The sequence below is a fragment of the Nocardioides sp. genome (genome assembly GCF_036401255.1).
Lineage (GTDB): Bacteria > Actinomycetota > Actinomycetes > Propionibacteriales > Nocardioidaceae > Nocardioides.
In genome coordinates this window covers 1-15,403 of record NZ_DASWVI010000090.1, presented here as the reverse complement: position 1 = coordinate 15,403, position 15,403 = coordinate 1, and the positions used below count along the sequence as shown (strand labels likewise).

Sequence of the window (15,403 nt, the reverse complement as noted above, 5' to 3'; positions counted from 1 at the left end):
CTACCTGGTGAGCCGAGCGGGCGAGTTCTCCCGGCTGGCCGACGTACTGATCCCGTTCCTGGTGACCCGGCAGATCGTCGTGGGCGCCGGCAAGATCACCCAGACGCCGCGGGGCGCGAGCTACAGCGTGTCCCAGCGCGCAGAGCACATCTGGGAGGGTGTCAGCAGCGCCACGACGCGGTCGCGGCCGATCATCAACACGCGCGACGAACCGCACGCCGACGCCGAGAAGTACCGGCGCCTGCACGTGATCGTCGGCGACTCCAACATGAGCGAGACGACGACGATGCTCAAGGTCGCGAGCTGCGACCTGGTGCTGCGGATGATCGAGGAGGGCGTGGTGATGCGCGACCTCACGATGGAGAACCCGATCCGAGCCATCCGCGAGATCGCCCACGACGTCACCGGTCGGCGTAAGGTCCGGCTGGCCAACGGTCGCGAGGCGAGCGCTCTGGACATCCAGCAGGAGTACCTCACCAAGGCTCGCGACTTCGTCGACCGTCGTGAGCTCAGCACCCCCGTGATCGACCAGGCGCTCGACCTCTGGGAGCGCGGTCTCAAGGCCGTCGAGTCCGACGACCTGGGCCTCGTCGATCGCGAGATCGACTGGGTGATCAAGTGGAAGCTCATCGAGCGGTACCGCGCCAAGCACGGTCTGCCGTTGGGTCACCCGCGCATCGCCCAGCTCGACCTGGCCTACCACGACATCCACCGCGGTCGCGGCCTGTACTACCTGCTCGAGAAGCGTGGCGCGGTGGCGCGGGTGACCACCGACCTCAAGATCTTCGAGGCCAAGTCGGTACCGCCGCAGACCACCCGGGCACGACTGCGGGGCGAGTTCATCCGCCGAGCCCAGGAGCGCCGCCGCGACTTCACCGTCGACTGGGTGCACCTGAAGCTGAACGACCAAGCGCAGCGCACGGTGTTGTGCAAGGACCCGTTCCGGGCCCAGGACGAGCGCGTCCAGCGGCTCATCGACGGGATGTGAGTCCCGTTACGTTGTCGTTTGGTCACCAACGACAAGCCGAGCACGCTGGGGCATGTCGTTGGTGACCAAACCGCGGCGCGTTCCAGCCCGCGGCGGACCCGCGATCAGGGTCCGCTCAGGGTGGGCGGCTAGTGTGAGCGCCGCTCGCCCAGACCCGACTGTGAAGGTTGAACCAGTGTCTCGACGTCCCCGCCGCCTCTCGGCGGTCCTGCTCCCGGTGGTCCTGGCCACCACGCTGGCCACCACGCTGGTGGCCTGCGGCTCCGACTCCGACGGCGGCGACGACTCCGCCTCGGGCACGATCCACGGCATCACGATCAGCGGCGACATCGGCAGCGCGCCCGAGGTGAAGTGGGACGGCAAGCTCGACGTCGACAAGACCGAGACGACCGTGGTCAGCGAGGGTGACGGCGACACCATCGAGGACGGCGACCAGGTCCAGGTGAACCTCTGGATCGGCAACGGCTACACCCAGGAGCAGTCCTACAGCAGCTACGACAAGGGCGGGCAGGAGGAGACGGTCACGGCGAACGACCAGCTCGCCCCGGTCTTCAAGGACGCCGTGCTCGGGCAGAAGATCGGCTCCCGGGTCGCGGTCACCGCGACCGGCTCCGACGCGTTCGGCGAGTCCGGCAACACCTCGATCGGCGTCGCGCCCACCGACACGGTGCTGATCATCGTGGACCTGATGGAGGAGTTCACGCCGCCGACGCCGAAGGACGTGCCGTCCTCCCAGCTCCCCGGCATCGTCGAGAAGAAGGGCGAGCCGGTATCGCTCGACTTCAAGGGCATCGACGAGCCGAAGTCCGACGACTTCCTGCGCAGCGTGGTCAAGGAGGGCACCGGCAAGACCGTCACCAAGGACATGACGATCACGGCGGACTACCTCGGGATGGTCTACGACGCCAAGAAGCCCTTCGACGAGAGCTACTCCAAGGAGCCCCTGGAGCAGCCGCTGTCCGGGCTCGTGCCGGGCTGGATCTACGGTCTCGAGGGCCTCAAGGTCGGCAGCCGGGTGCTGCTGCAGGTCCCGCCGGACCTCGGTTACGGCGCCCAGGCCAACGGGAGCATCCCCGCGAACAGCACGCTCTACTTCGTGCTCGACATCCTCGACGCCAAGTAGCACCAGCGACGAAGACCGGCGAGGATCAGCAGCATGGCGGCGAACAAGAGCGAGCGCTTGCTCAACCTGCTCATCATGCTGCTGGTCCAGCGCCACTACGTCTCGAAGGACCGGATCCGCGCGATCCTCTACCCGGGCTCGAGCACCGACGCGTTCGAGAAGATGTTCGAGCGTGACAAGGAGGAGCTGCGCAGCCTCGGGGTGCCGATCGAGGTCGGCAGCATGGACGCCTACTTCGACGACGAGCCGGGCTACCGGATCCGGCCCGACGAGCTCGCGCTTCCCGACATCGAGCTCGGCGCCGACGAGGCGGCGGTGATCGGTCTGGCGACGCGGGTCTGGGAGCACGCCCGCCTCGCGGAGGCGACGACCGAGGCGGTGCGCAAGCTCACGGCGCTCGGCGTACCCCTCGACGTCAGCGCGCTCGACATCGCCCAGCCCCGGCTGAGCGCGGACGAGCCGTCCTTCGACGTGTTCTGGGAGGCCACCCAGGAGCGGACGCCGGTCGAGTTCGACTATCGGCGCTCCGGGGCCACGGCGGCGACCACCCGGCACCTCCAGCCGTGGGGCGTCGTGCGCTACTCCGGCCGCTGGTACGTCGTCGGGCTGGACACCGACCGGCACGAGGAGCGGGTCTTCCGCCTCTCCCGCGTGCAGGGTGAGGCCCGCAAGACCGGACGGCCGGGCTCGTACGACGTGCCGGCGGGCACGGACGTCCGCGCCACCGCCGTGCGCCTCGCGCCGGAGCCCACCACGGGCCGCGCCGTCCTGCTGGTGCGCGAGGGATCCGGGCTCGCCCTGCGCCGCGACGCCGAGTCGATCGAGACGGGCGTCCCCGGCCCGGACGAGCGGACCGGATGGGACCGGGTCGTGATCAGCCGGGGTGGCACCGGTGTCGCCGACGAGGTGCTCGGCTACGGTCCGGACGTGTACGTCGAGGAGCCGGAGTCCCTGCGCGACGCGGTCGTCCAGCGGCTGCGCGCCGTCGTGGGGGCGGTGTCGTGAGCACGACATCGGCGAGCGCTGCCAAGGACCAGGTCGCGCGGCTCCTCACGCTGGTGCCGTTCCTGCACTCCCACGACGGGGTCCGGCTCGAGGAGGCGGCCGCCGCACTCGGCGTCACCGCCGACCAGCTGCTCGGCGACCTGAAGGTGCTGCTGATGTGCGGGCTGCCCGGCGGGTACCCCGACGACCTCATCGACGTGGACCTCGACGCGCTGGAGGGACCGGAGGCCGACGGCGTCATCCGGATCTCGAACGCCGACTACCTCTCCCGCCCGCTCCGGCTGACGCCGACCGAGGCGACCGCGATCATCGTCGCGCTGCGAGCGCTGCGCAGCAGTGCCCGCGAAGAGACCCGTGCGGTCGTGGACCGGGCACTGGCGAAGCTCGAGGCGGCCGCCGCCGAAGGCTCCGCCGCCCGGCACATCGACCCGGGGGAGGAGGAGCCCGGCCGGCTCGACCTGGTCCGGCTCGAGATGGACCTGCAGGACGCCGTGTCCCGTCAGCGCCAGGTGCGGCTGACCTACTTCGTGGCCTCACGAGACGAGCAGTCCGAGCGCACCGTCGACCCCCGGGGCGTGGTCTCCGCACACGGCTACACCTACCTGGACGCCTGGTGCCACAGCGCCCGGGCGCCTCGTCTGTTCCGTCTCGACCGGATCCGCGAGGCCGAGGTGCTCGACACCCCCGTGGCCAGCGCACCCGAACCGCCCCGGGACCTCTCCGAAGGGCTGTTCCGGGCCGCCGAGGACACCCGGCTGGTCACGCTGCGCGTCGACCGTCCCGCCCGGTGGATCGTCGAGTACTACCCGGTGGAGGAGGTCCGCTCCCGCGCACGCGGTGCACTGGATGTCGACCTGCTCGTCGCCGACGAGCGCTGGCTCCAGCGGCTCCTGCTGCGGCTCGCACCGCACGCCCGGGTGCTGAGCCCGCCGGAGCTGGACCAATCGTTCACCCGCCGTGCACAGGACACGCTCAGCCTCTACGGCTGATCGGCGTAGCATGGACCCCGCCAACAACCCGCATGTGAGGACGACATGACCGCCCTAATCGCCAACCTCGGCACCACCGAGCTGCTGCTCATCCTCGCCGTCGTCGTCCTGCTCTTCGGAGCGACCAAGCTCCCCGAGCTCGCGCGCGGCAGCGGCCGGGCGCTGCGCATCTTCAAGGCCGAGACCAAGGGCCTCACCGACGACGACGACCAGCCCGAGGCGGCCACGACCGCCGAGCAGCGTGAGCTCGAGGCCCGGCAGGCCGACCTCGACCGGCGCCAGGCCGAGATCGACGCCGAGCGCGACCGCCTGAACCGCCCCGACAGCGCCTGACCCGCCGCCCGGCTCGGTGTCCCTCAGCGGCGTCTTCGACTACTTCTCCGGCCGTCCCCGCCACCCGGTGGGCGCAGACGGCCGGATGGCGCTCTCCGACCACCTCCGAGAGCTCCGCGCCCGGCTGCTGAAGTCGGCGCTGTTCCTCGTGCTTGCGTTCTTCGTCGCCCTGTTCTTCTACGAGCGCCCGAACGAGGGCCTCCTCGGGCTGGTGCTCGGCCCGTACAACGACGCCCAGGCGGCGCTGGAGGGGCAGACGACGACCAAGGCGTACGTCGCGAGCGCGGGCGGACCGCTGCTGCTGCAGCTCAAGCTCTGCGGGGTGGCGGCGATCGTGGCGTCGAGCCCGTTCTGGCTGTACCAGATCTGGGCCTTCGTGGTCCCCGGCCTGCATCCCCAGGAACGGCGCTGGACCCGGATCTTCGCGGCCGTCGCCGGACCGCTGTTCATGATCGGCGTGGCGACCGGCTACTACGTGCTCCCGCGGGGCCTCGAGGTGCTGATCGGGTTCACCCCCGCGGGGCTGGAGAACCTCGTCGAGTTCGGCGACTACTTCTCGTTCTTTACCCGGATGCTGCTCGTCTTCGGCGTGGCCTTCGAGATCCCGCTGTTCGTGATCATGCTCAACCTCGCCGGCGTGGTCTCCGGCAAGGCCCTGGGCCGCTACCGGCCGTGGATCATCCTCGGCACCTTCGTGTTCGCCGCCGTCGCGACCCCGTCGACCGACCCGTTCTCGATGCTGATGCTCGCGCTGCCGATGCTGGTGCTCTTCCTCGTCGCCGAGGCCATCGCCCGCACCGTCGATCGGGCCCGCGGCCGGGGTGCCCACAGCACCGACCAGTGGGACGACGACGAGGCCTCGCCCCTGTGACGGCCGAGACGAGCTTCGAGACCGTCGACCCGTTCGACCTGCCGGACTGGCTCGGCGTGAGCGACGTGACCTGGTCCGCGGCGTCCGGCGTACGCCGCGGTCACGCCGTGTCCGGGCTGCTCACCGGCGAGGGCCACGAGCCGATCCCGTGCGACCTGCTCGCGGTCGACCCCGCCTACCCGGCCGCGGTGGCGCCGGAGGACGTGCGTCACGACGCGCACCAGGCATGGCGCTACGGCCAGGTGCTGCTCGTGCGTCGCGACGCACGGCTCACCCTCGCCGTACCGGGCACCGGCTTCACCGCGGACCTGGTGCTCGAAGCCGTCGGCCGCCTCGCGCTCGCCGTCGGTGCCTCGGTCGAGCGCTACTCGGTGCTGCTGCGGATCGGCGTCGAAAGGCCCTAGTCTCACCGGCGTGACCGCCCGCGACATCGCGCTGCTGACGAACCCGACCGCTGGGAAGGGTCGCGGGGCGCGCTACCGCGACGCCGTGCTGCCCCGCCTGCGCGCCGCTGGCCTCACCGTGCGCAACCTCGCCGGCCGCGATGCCGACGAGGCCCAGGACCTCGCCCACCAGGCGGTCGCCGACGGCGTGGACGCCGTGGTCGTGGTCGGCGGGGACGGCATGGCGCACCTCGCGGCCCAGGCGCTGGCCGGCACGGGCGCCGCGCTCGGCGTGATCCCCGCCGGCACCGGCAACGACGTCGCCCGATACTTCGGGCTCCCGCGCCGCGACCCGGTCGCCGCCGCCGACGTCGTGATCGCAGGTCGCACCCGCACCGTGGACCTGGCCCGTAGCGGTCCCCGGCACTTCGTCACGGTGCTGGCCGCCGGGTTCGACGCGATCGTCAACGAGCGCGCGAACAAGATGACCTGGCCGAAGGGCCAGATGCGCTACAACCTCGCCACGGTGGCCGAGCTGCGCACGTTCGAGCCGATCCCGTACACGCTCGAGCTCGACGGTGCCCGGGTGAACCTCGAGGCGATGCTGGTGGCCATCGGCAACGGGCCGTCGTTCGGGGGCGGGCTGCGGATCACCGAGGGGGCGATCCTCGACGACGGCCTCCTCGACGTGGTGATCATCAAACCGATGAGCAAGCCCGGGCTGATCCGCACCTACCCGAAGCTGTTCAAGGGCACCCATGTCACCCACCCCGCCTACGAGCACCACCGGGTCCGTTCGGTGACCGTCGCCGCGCCCGGCATCGTGTCCTACGCCGACGGCGAGCGGTTCGGCCCGTTGCCGCTCACCGTGGAGTGTGTGCCCGGCGCCTTGACGGTCCTCACGTAGGTTGGGCGCATGAGCACCTCGGACGACCTCAGTCCGTCCGAGCGGTACGCCGACTACCGCGCCGGCCGCAAGCACCCCGTCCTGCGTGACTTCCGCACGCTCTACGACTTCCCGCTCGACGACTTCCAGGTGCGCGGCTGCCAGGCGATCGAGGAGGGCCGCGGTGTCCTCGTGGCCGCGCCCACCGGGTCCGGCAAGACGATCGTCGGGGAGTTCGCGATCCACCTGGCCCTGGAGACCGGCCGCAAGGCGTTCTACACCACCCCGATCAAGGCGCTCTCGAACCAGAAGTACCACGATCTCGTCGTCCGCTACGGACCCGAGCGCGTCGGGCTGCTGACCGGCGACAACGTCGTCAACGGCGAGGCCCCGATCGTGGTGATGACCACCGAGGTGCTCCGCAACATGCTGTACGCCGGGTCGCGGACGCTGCTCGGCCTCGGCTTCGTGGTGATGGACGAGGTCCACTACCTCGCGGATCGCTCGCGTGGCGCGGTCTGGGAGGAGGTCATCATCCACCTCCCGGAGTCGGTCTCGCTGATCTCGCTGTCCGCGACCGTCTCGAATGCCGAGGAGTTCGGCGAGTGGCTGGCGACCGTCCGCGGCGACACCACGACGATCGTCGAGGAGCGGCGCCCGGTGCCGCTCTACCAGCACGTGATGGTCGGCCGCCGTCTGCTGGACCTCTTCGCCTCCTCCGACGTCGACGCCGCCGCCGGGTTCGTCAAGGAGGGCGCTCCCGTCAACGACGCGCTGCTCAAGGTCGCCCGCGACGACTGGGCCAGCTCCCGCATCCGCGACCGGCGCAATCCACGCGGGCGGTCCAAGCCCGGCCAGAAGAACGTCGGCAACGGCCGCCGCGTGTGGATCCCGAGCCGCCCCGACGTGATCGACCGGCTCGATCGCGAGGGCCTGCTGCCCGCCATCGTGTTCATCTTCAGCCGCGTGGGGTGCGATGCGGCGGTGACCCAGTGCCTCAACGCGGGGGTGCGACTCACCACACCGGAGGAGCGCGACACGATCTTCGCCTACGTCGAGGACGCCTGCGGCGACCTCCCCGCGGAGGACCTGCACGTGCTGGGCTACCACGACTTCCTCGACGGCCTGACCCGCGGTGTCGCCGCCCACCACGCGGGCATGCTCCCGGCCTTCAAGCAGTGCGTCGAGGAGCTGTTCGTCCGGGGGCTGTGCAAGGTGGTGTTCGCCACCGAGACCCTCGCCCTGGGCATCAACATGCCGGCTCGGACCGTCGTCATCGAGAAGCTCACGAAGTGGAACGGCGAGACCCACGCCGACATCACGCCGGGGGAGTACACCCAGCTCACCGGTCGCGCCGGCCGCCGCGGCCTCGACACCGAGGGCCACGGCGTCGTGCTCTGGCAGCCGGGGATGAACCCCCGCGAGCTGGCCGGCCTCGCCTCGACCCGCACCTACCCGCTGCGCTCGTCGTTCCGCCCGTCGTACAACATGGCCGTCAACCTGGTGCACCAGTTCGGACGCAGCCGCTCCCGCGAGCTGCTCGAGCAGTCGTTCGCCCAGTTCCAGGCGGACAAGGCCGTCGTCGGGCTCGCCCGCCAGCTGCGCAAGAGCGAGGACGCCCTGGCCGGCTACCGGGAGGCCGCGACCTGCCATCTGGGCGACTTCATGGAGTACGCCGACCTCCGCCGCCGGATCGGCGAGGCCGAGAAGGGCGCCAGCCGGGCTCGGCGCGCCGACCGCCGCGAGGAGGCGATCGAGTCGTTGCGGGCGCTGCGGCCGGGCGACGTGATCGAGGTGCCGACCGGCAAGTTCGCGGGGTTCGCCGTCGTCGTCGACCCCGGCTGGTCGCCCGAGGGCCCGCGGCCGTACGTCGTCACCGCCGACCGGCAGGCCCGGCGGCTCGCGATGATCGACTTCCCGACGCCGGTCACCGCGTTGGCCCGGCTGCGGATCCCGAAGAACTTCAACGGCCGCAACCCACAGATGCGCCGCGACCTCGCCTCCGCGCTGCGCTCGCGGACCCACGACCTCACCCCGCCGCCACCCGGCCGGTCCTCCGGGGCGGGCGGCGCTCGCGGCGGTCGCCGCGACCCGGTCCGCACCGACCCGGTCCGCACCGACGCGGACGACGTGATCGCCCAGTTGCGCGCCCAGCTGCGGGCCCACCCCTGTCACGACTGCCCCGAGCGTGAGGACCATGCGCGCTGGGCCGAGCGCTACTTCAAGCTCGACCGCGACGCCCACACCCTCAAGCGCCGGGTGGAACAGCGCACGAACACCGTGGCCCGGCAGTTCGACCGGGTCTGTGAGGTCCTGACCGCCCTGGGCTACCTCGACGAGGACACGGTCACCGAGCGCGGCAGCCACCTGCGGCGGCTGTACTCCGACATGGACCTGCTGGCCGCAGAATCCATGCGGCAGGGCCTGTGGGACGACCTCTCGCCCTCGGAGCTGGCTGCGGCCCTCGCCGTGCTCGTGTTCGAGGCGCGGCGTCCCGACGACGCCACGTCGCCCCGCCTCCCGGGCGGTCGGGTGCGCGAGGTGATCGGCGAGATGGTGCGGCTCTGGGGCAGCCTCGAGACGCTCGAGCGGGACCACAAGCTCGAGTTCCTCCGTCCGCCCGACCTGGGCTTCGCATGGGTGGCGTACCGGTGGGCCGAGGGCGACGAGCTCGACGACGTCCTGCTCGTCAGCGATCTGGCGGCCGGCGACTTCGTCCGGTGGATGAAGCAGCTGCTCGACCTGGCCGGGCAGGTGGCCGACGCCGCGGGTGCGTCTCCACTGCGCGAGACCGCCCGCGAGCTGATCCGCACGATGCGGCGTGGGGTGGTCGCCTATTCCTCGCTCGCCGACGACGAGTGACCCGCAGGGTCACGGTCGGGAGGCGTGCACGGCCTCCTCGACCGGTACGTCGCCGTTGACGAGGTCCCACTGCCGGCCGACGCTCTCGGGGGCGTCGAGGACGGCGGCGACCACCGCCGCGACGTCGGCCCTGGTGACGTCGCCACGCTCGACGTCCGACCCGAGTGCGACGCGACCCGTCGCCGCCTCGTCGGTGAGCCGCCCGGGCCGGAGGATCGTCCAGTCCAGGCCGCTGGCGCGCAGCGCGGCGTCGGCGTCTCGCTTCGCCTCGACGTACGCCCGCCAGACGGCACCGGTGTCGGGCGGCAGGGGGTCGTCGACGCCGATCGCGGAGATCTGGACGAAGCGCCGGATGCCGGCCTGTCGCGCCCCCTCGATCGACTTCAGCGAGCCCTCGAGGTCGACGGTGCGCTTGCGGTCGGCGTTGCCGTCGGGACCCCCGCCTGCGGCGAACACCACCGCGCCGCAGCCCGCGAACGCCGCCGCGAAGTCGCTGGCCCCCTGGTGCTCGATGTCGAGCATCCGGACCTCGGCGCCCCGCGCCTCCAGGTCCTCGCGGTAGGCCTCGTTGCGGACCAGGGCGACCGGGTCGTGGTCCGCGCGGCGCAGCAGGTGGACGAGCTGACGGGCGACCTGTCCGTGGCCGCCGACGATGGCGATCCGTGTCATGCCTTTCACGGTACGAGCGGTCCGGTTGCGCAGTACCGTGTGGCCCACGTCACATCGATGGCACCACCGGGGAGGGAGCTCGGCGATGACCACCCGCACCGATCTGCTCGTCGTCGGGGCCGGGCCGTACGCCTACGCGGCCGCGGCGTACGCGCGCGACCGCGGCATCGACACCCACGTCGTCGGGATCCCGATGGCGTTCTGGCGTGACCAGATGCCCGCCGACATGTACCTGCGGTCAGGGCCCGACTGGCACCTCGACGCCAACGGCGAGCACACCTTCGAGGCGTTCTTCGAGGACCGCGGGCTCGACCCGGGGGAGCACGATCCGATCTCGATCGGCGTGTTCCTCGACCACACGGAGTGGTTCGCGCAGCGCAAGGGCCTGGCGCCCGATCCGCGGCTGGTCGTCGACCTCACGCGGCCCAACGGCACGTTCGTCGCGACCATGGCCGACGGCGACGCGATCGAGGCCGACCGCGTCGTCGCGGCGCCCGGGGTCGGCTACTTCGCCCAGCGGCCCGACTGGCACGACCAGCTGCCCGCCGCCCGCTGCACCCACACCAGCGACCTGGTCTCCTTCGACGACCTCGCCGGGGCCCGGGTCGCCGTGATCGGCGGGAGGCAGAGCGCCTACGAGTGGGCCGCGTTGCTGTGCGACCACGGCGCCGAGCGTGTCGACGTCGTCCACCGGCACGACGTGCCGGAGTTCGCGAAGGTCAGCTGGACGTTCGTCGACGAGTACGTCGACCAGACCCTTGCCCACCGCGGCTGGTGGCGGCACCTGCCCGCCGAGGAACGGGCGGCGATCGGCCGGAGGTTCTGGGAGGTCGGGCGGCTCACGCTCGAGCACTGGCTCGTGCCGCGGCTCACGCCGGGCGTGGTGCACCGCCATCCGGGGTGCGCCGTCACCGAGGCGGGCTCCGAGGGTGCGAGCATCGGGCTCGCCCTGACTGACGGGACCGGGCTGGAGGTCGACCACGTCGTGCTCGCGTGCGGCTACCGGCCCGACCTGGCGCGGGTGCCCTACCTCGCCGGGGTCCTCGACCGGGTCGCGGTCACCGACGGCTTCCCGGACCTCACCGAGGGCTTCGAGACGACCCTCGACGGCCTCTACGTCATCGGCTTCGCCGCCACCCGCGACTTCGGACCGTTCTACGGCTTCACCAAGGGCTGCCCCTCCGCCGCGCGGATCGTTGTGGACGAGATGCTGCGCTGAGCGCGGGGCCGACGCCCCTGCGGTTTGGTCACCAACGACATCTCTGAGGCCGGATCTCATGTCGTTGGTGACCAAACCGCAGGCCTGACCCGGCCGCGGGGCACCAGCCGCTCCCGGCTGTCGTTTGGTCACCAACGACAACCCCGAAGCGGGACATCATGTCGTTGGTGACCAAACCGCAGGACTGACCCGGCCGCGGGGCACCACCGGCCGCTCCCGGCTGGCGTTTGGTCACCACCGACACCCCCGCGGCCGGAACTCATGTCGTTGGTGACCAAACCGCAGGACTCAGCCGCCGCAGAGGGCGGTGGTGAGCCGCTGGACCGGGCTCTCGAGGCCCCAGCGCTGACCCAGCTCGGCGACGCGGGGGAGGTCGTGGGGCTCGGGTGGCAGGCGGGTGTCGGGGGAGCCGAGGTCGAGGTCGCGGGCGACGGCGACGACGCGGGGGGCGACGTCGAGGTACGCCGCGGCGGCCTTGATCTTGCCGCGCGGGCCGGGGCCCATGTCGGAGGAGGGGTCCAGCGCGGCGGCGAGGATGCCGGCCATGTCGCCGAAGCGGCCGAGGAGGGTCGCGGCGGTCTTCTCCCCGACGCCAGCCACGCCGGGGAGGCCGTCGGAGGCGTCGCCGCGCAGGGTGGCGAAGTCGGCGTACTGCCGGGCGTCGATGCCGTACTTGGCCCGCACCCAGTCGTTGGTGACCCGCTCGTGGTTGCCGACGCCGCGGGCGATGTAGAGGACCCGGACGTCGGCGTCGTCGTCGACGAGCTGGAACAGGTCGCGGTCCCCGGTGACCACGTCTACGGGCTGGCGTGCCTGGGTGGCGAGGCTGCCGATCACGTCGTCGGCCTCGTAGCCGTCGGCCCCGACCACGCAGATCCCGAACGCGTCGAGGACCTCGCGGATGATCGGCACCTGCACCTCGAGCGGGTCGGGCACCTCCTCGACGTCCGGCGCACCGGTCCGCTCCGCCTCGACGCGGTGGGCCTTGTACGACGGCAGCAGGTCGACCCGCCACTGCGGTCGCCAGTCGTTGTCCCAGCACGCCACGAGGTGGGTCGGCCGGTAGTCGCCGACGAGGCGCGCGATGAAGTCCAGGAACCCGCGCACCGCGTTGACGGGGGTCCCGTCGGGCCCGGTGATCTCGGGCACGCCGTAGAAGGCCCGGAAGTACATCGAGGCGGAGTCCAGGAGCATCAGTCGGCCGGGCTGGTCGGTCACGTCCCGCATCCTGCCACGCGCCGCTACGCTGAGCGCCGTGAGCCAGTCCGAGCTAGAAGGCACCGACCGCAAGATCCTCGAGCTCCTCGCGAACGACGGGCGGATGTCGTTCACCGACCTCGGCAAGGCCACCGGGTTGTCGACCTCGGCGGTCCACCAGCGGGTCAAGCGCCTCGAGGCCCGCGGCCTGATCCAGGGGTACGGCGCGACCATCGACCACGAGCAGCTCGGGCTGCCGCTGACGGCGTTCATCTCGATCCGGCCGATCGACCCGTCCCAGCCCGACGACTCGCCCGAGCGGGTCCGCGCCATCCCCGAGATCGAGTCGTGCTGGTCGGTCGCCGGGGACGAGTCCTACATCCTCAAGGTCCGGGTGGCGACCCCGACCGACCTGGAGGACCTGCTCGCACGGATCCGGGCCGCGGCCAACGTCGCGACCCGCACCACGATCGTGCTCTCGACGCCCTTCGAGAGCCGTTCGGTGCTCTGAGCCGGTACCCCCGGGGGGCGGACCGACCGCTGTCGATTGGTCACGAACGACAGCCATCCGGACGCCGGACATGTCGTTGGTGACCAAACCGCAGCGACTCGAGCCCCCGCGGGTCGGGGAGGGGTCGGGGAGCGGTCGACGGGCGTCAGTCGAGGGCGTGCTCCTTCCACCACTCCTGGCCGGCGGCCGGAAGGGTGTGGATCGGGTCGTAGTACTCGTAGGTGCGGGTGAGGGCGTCCTCGGCGGTGCCCTCGATCGACGTGCGGTAGTTCTTGGTCCAGTAGGAGATGCCGCGCTCGGTGTCGTAGTCCGCGAGCTGGTGCACCCACCGCTTGCCGACGAACGGCACGTCGCACACGATGCGCGGCGTCGCGAAGCCGGGCAGGTAGCCCATGATGTGGTGCTGGAGCCGCTGCGCGTCTGCGACCGAGACCCGCCAGTGCTCCGAGAACGGGATCATGTCGCACATGTAGAAGTAGTAGGGCATGATCTGCGCGCCGTCGAGGAGCCGGAAGCTCAGGTCGAGCAGCGCGTGCGCGTCGGCGTTGACGCCGTTGAGCAGGACGCCCTGGTTGCGCACGTCACGCACACCGGCCTCGAACATCGCCGCCGCGGCCCGGGCGACCAGCGGGGTGACGGAGTTGGCGTGGTTGGCGTGGGTGTGGATCGCGATCGACACCCCGCGCGACCGGGCGATGCCCGCCACCCGGGCCATGCCCGCCCGTACGTCGTCCTGGAGCCAGTGCTGGGGGAGGCCGATGAGCGCCTTGGTGGCGAGGCGGATGTCGCGGATGTTCTCGATCTCGAGCAGCCGCGTGATGAAGTCCTCCAGCCGGGGCCACGGGAGGTTCGCCACGTCGCCGCCGGAGACGACCACGTCGCGCACCTGGGGCGTACGACGCAGGTAGTCGAGCATGTCACCGAGCCGGTCGTTGGGCTTGGCGACGAACTTGAGCTTGTCGATGGTCGGCGTGGAGTTGCCGACCAGGTCCATCCGCGTGCAGTGCCCGCAGTACTGCGGGCAGGTCGGGAGCAACTCGGCGAGCACCTTGGTGGGGTAGCGGTGGGTGAGCCCCTCGGCGACCCACATGTCGTGCTCGTGCAGGGAGTCGCGGGTGGCGTAGGGGTGGGACGGCCAGTCGGTGCGCCGGTCGGAGAAGACGGGGATCATGTAGCGGCGTACCGGGTCGGCGTAGAACGCCTCGGTCAGCGACCCCGGGCCCGCGGGTGCCACGTCGGGCGCCATCGTGTTCATCATCTGCGGCGGGACGAGCATCGACATCGTGGCCCGCTCGGCCTGGTCGCGCTCGAGGTCGGCGTAGAAGCGCTCGTCGAGGAGGTCGCCGAGCAGCTCGCGCAGCTGGCGCAGGTTCTTCACGCAGTGCGCACGCTGCCACTGCACGGACTCCCACTCCTCGCGGGTGACGTCGCGCCACCCGGGGAACCGGGTCCAGTCCGGCTCGACCAGCTCGACTCGTCGGTAGGGGTAGGGCTGGCCGCTGGCAGCCTCGACCTGGACGGCGACGGAGGTCTCGATGCTCATCGTGGGCTCCTGGATGACGCGGGACTGGGCCGGCGGCGCGTCGGTTGTGCCGCTCGCGCCTCTCTGCCAGAGTAGGAGAAGATCATGCGGCCTGTCCAAAGACACACCGCATCTCTTCCTGTTCAAGCAGAGTTTCATCGGAGGATACGTCGTGTCGACTCCCCGCACCAGTGATCCCACCGGCCTCCACCGGGTGCTGGACGACCTCCCCGGCGGCGCGGCCCGGCTGCCGCAGGCCGCCGAGCGGCTCGACACCCGCCGCGAGCTGTGGCCCGACGAGGTGCGGGTGCGGGTGGAGCGGCTCAACCTCGACGCGGCGTCCTATCGCCAGCTCGAGCGCAAACACGGGGGAGCGGGGGACGCGATCCGCGCCGAGGTGCTCGAGATCGTGCGCCGCCGCGGGAAGATGCAGAACCCCGAGACCGGGTCCGGCGGCATGCTGGTCGGCACCGTGGAGGAGGTGGGACCCGACAGCCCGCTCGGCCTCGCCGTCGGCGACCGGATCGCCACGCTGGTCTCCCTCACCCTGACGCCCCTGGTGATCGAGGACGAGCTGGCTCGGTGGGACGGGCTGGGGGAGCAGGTGCCCTGTGACGGGTACGCCGTGCTCTTCGGGCGTTCGATCGCCGCCGTGCTGCCCGACGACCTGCCCGCCGAGCTCAGCCTCTCGGTGATGGACGTCTGCGGTGCACCCGCGCTGACCGCCCGGGTGGTCGGGCAGTACGACGCCCCCGCGGTCGCGGTCGTCGGGGGAGCGGGCAAGTCCGGCTCGCTGAGCCTGGCCGCGGCCCGGCAGGCCGGCGCCCGGCGCACGATCGGGGTGG

The 15,403-nt window shown here is 71.5% G+C and carries 14 protein-coding genes and 1 pseudogene; 12 read left to right on the top strand and 3 right to left on the bottom strand.

All coding sequences use genetic code 11. The annotated features are described in order from the left end of the window. From VGD85_RS04270 to VGD85_RS04230, 9 genes are all read left to right on the top strand, one after another. On the top strand, positions 1-988 hold a 988-nt coding region (locus VGD85_RS04270; protein ID WP_331062206.1), incomplete at its 5' end, for a proteasome accessory factor PafA2 family protein. A 175-nt stretch (positions 989-1,163) separates the two neighbouring features. Beyond that, positions 1,164-2,111, top strand: coding sequence for an FKBP-type peptidyl-prolyl cis-trans isomerase (locus VGD85_RS04265; protein ID WP_331062205.1), 948 nt, complete (start codon positions 1,164-1,166; stop codon positions 2,109-2,111). A 33-nt stretch (positions 2,112-2,144) separates the two neighbouring features. Further along, positions 2,145-3,116: a helix-turn-helix transcriptional regulator gene (locus tag VGD85_RS04260; protein ID WP_331062204.1), complete on the top strand. Its 972-nt coding sequence runs from the start codon at positions 2,145-2,147 to the stop codon at positions 3,114-3,116. Continuing rightward, complete coding sequence (locus tag VGD85_RS04255) at positions 3,113-4,105, top strand: WYL domain-containing protein (RefSeq protein WP_331062203.1); 993 nt, start codon at positions 3,113-3,115, stop codon at positions 4,103-4,105. The genes VGD85_RS04260 and VGD85_RS04255 overlap by 4 nt, the downstream gene beginning before the upstream one ends. 45 nt (positions 4,106-4,150) lie before the next feature. Beyond that, complete coding sequence (tatA, locus tag VGD85_RS04250) at positions 4,151-4,438, top strand: twin-arginine translocase TatA/TatE family subunit (protein ID WP_331062202.1); 288 nt, start codon at positions 4,151-4,153, stop codon at positions 4,436-4,438. Between the two features lie 16 nt (positions 4,439-4,454). After that, positions 4,455-5,309, top strand: coding sequence for a twin-arginine translocase subunit TatC (gene tatC, locus VGD85_RS04245; RefSeq protein ID WP_331062201.1), 855 nt, complete (start codon positions 4,455-4,457; stop codon positions 5,307-5,309). Continuing rightward, a complete protein-coding gene (locus VGD85_RS04240) occupies positions 5,306-5,713 on the top strand; it encodes a hypothetical protein (RefSeq protein WP_331062200.1) in 408 nt (135 codons plus the stop codon). The genes tatC and VGD85_RS04240 overlap by 4 nt, the downstream gene beginning before the upstream one ends. Before the next feature lie 10 nt (positions 5,714-5,723). Beyond that, entirely contained in the window at positions 5,724-6,599 is an 876-nt protein-coding gene (locus tag VGD85_RS04235) for a diacylglycerol kinase (protein ID WP_331062199.1), read from the top strand. Between the two features lie 9 nt (positions 6,600-6,608). After that, the gene (locus VGD85_RS04230) at positions 6,609-9,440 is read left to right on the top strand and encodes a DEAD/DEAH box helicase (RefSeq protein ID WP_331062198.1); all 2,832 of its coding nucleotides are present in this window, start codon (positions 6,609-6,611) and stop codon (positions 9,438-9,440) included. A gap of 9 nt (positions 9,441-9,449) precedes the next feature. Here the strand turns inward: VGD85_RS04230 and VGD85_RS04225 are convergent, their stop codons facing one another. Further along, a complete protein-coding gene (locus tag VGD85_RS04225; protein WP_331062197.1) occupies positions 9,450-10,109 on the bottom strand; it encodes an SDR family oxidoreductase in 660 nt (219 codons plus the stop codon). 85 nt (positions 10,110-10,194) lie between these two features. On the opposite strand from VGD85_RS04225, the gene VGD85_RS04220 reads away from it, so the two are divergent. Further along, positions 10,195-11,328, top strand: a complete 1,134-nt coding sequence (locus VGD85_RS04220; RefSeq protein ID WP_331062196.1) for an FAD-dependent oxidoreductase — start codon at positions 10,195-10,197, stop codon at positions 11,326-11,328. A gap of 288 nt (positions 11,329-11,616) precedes the next feature. Here VGD85_RS04220 and VGD85_RS04215 read toward each other — a convergent pair whose 3' ends face one another. Continuing rightward, a complete protein-coding gene (locus VGD85_RS04215) occupies positions 11,617-12,522 on the bottom strand; it encodes a 5'-3' exonuclease (RefSeq protein ID WP_331062207.1) in 906 nt (301 codons plus the stop codon). Positions 12,523-12,583: 61 nt separating this feature from the next. On the opposite strand from VGD85_RS04215, the gene VGD85_RS04210 reads away from it, so the two are divergent. Beyond that, positions 12,584-13,036, top strand: a complete 453-nt coding sequence (locus VGD85_RS04210; protein WP_331062195.1) for an Lrp/AsnC family transcriptional regulator — start codon at positions 12,584-12,586, stop codon at positions 13,034-13,036. Between the two features lie 145 nt (positions 13,037-13,181). Here VGD85_RS04210 and VGD85_RS04205 read toward each other — a convergent pair whose 3' ends face one another. After that, positions 13,182-14,579 carry a lysine 2,3-aminomutase gene (locus VGD85_RS04205; RefSeq protein ID WP_331062194.1) on the bottom strand — a complete coding sequence of 466 codons (1,398 nt, stop codon included), beginning with the start codon at positions 14,577-14,579 and terminating at the stop codon, positions 13,182-13,184. Positions 14,580-14,730: 151 nt separating this feature from the next. On the opposite strand from VGD85_RS04205, the pseudogene VGD85_RS04200 reads away from it, so the two are divergent. Beyond that, a pseudogene (locus VGD85_RS04200) lies at positions 14,731-15,403 on the top strand (L-erythro-3,5-diaminohexanoate dehydrogenase); the annotation flags it as partial.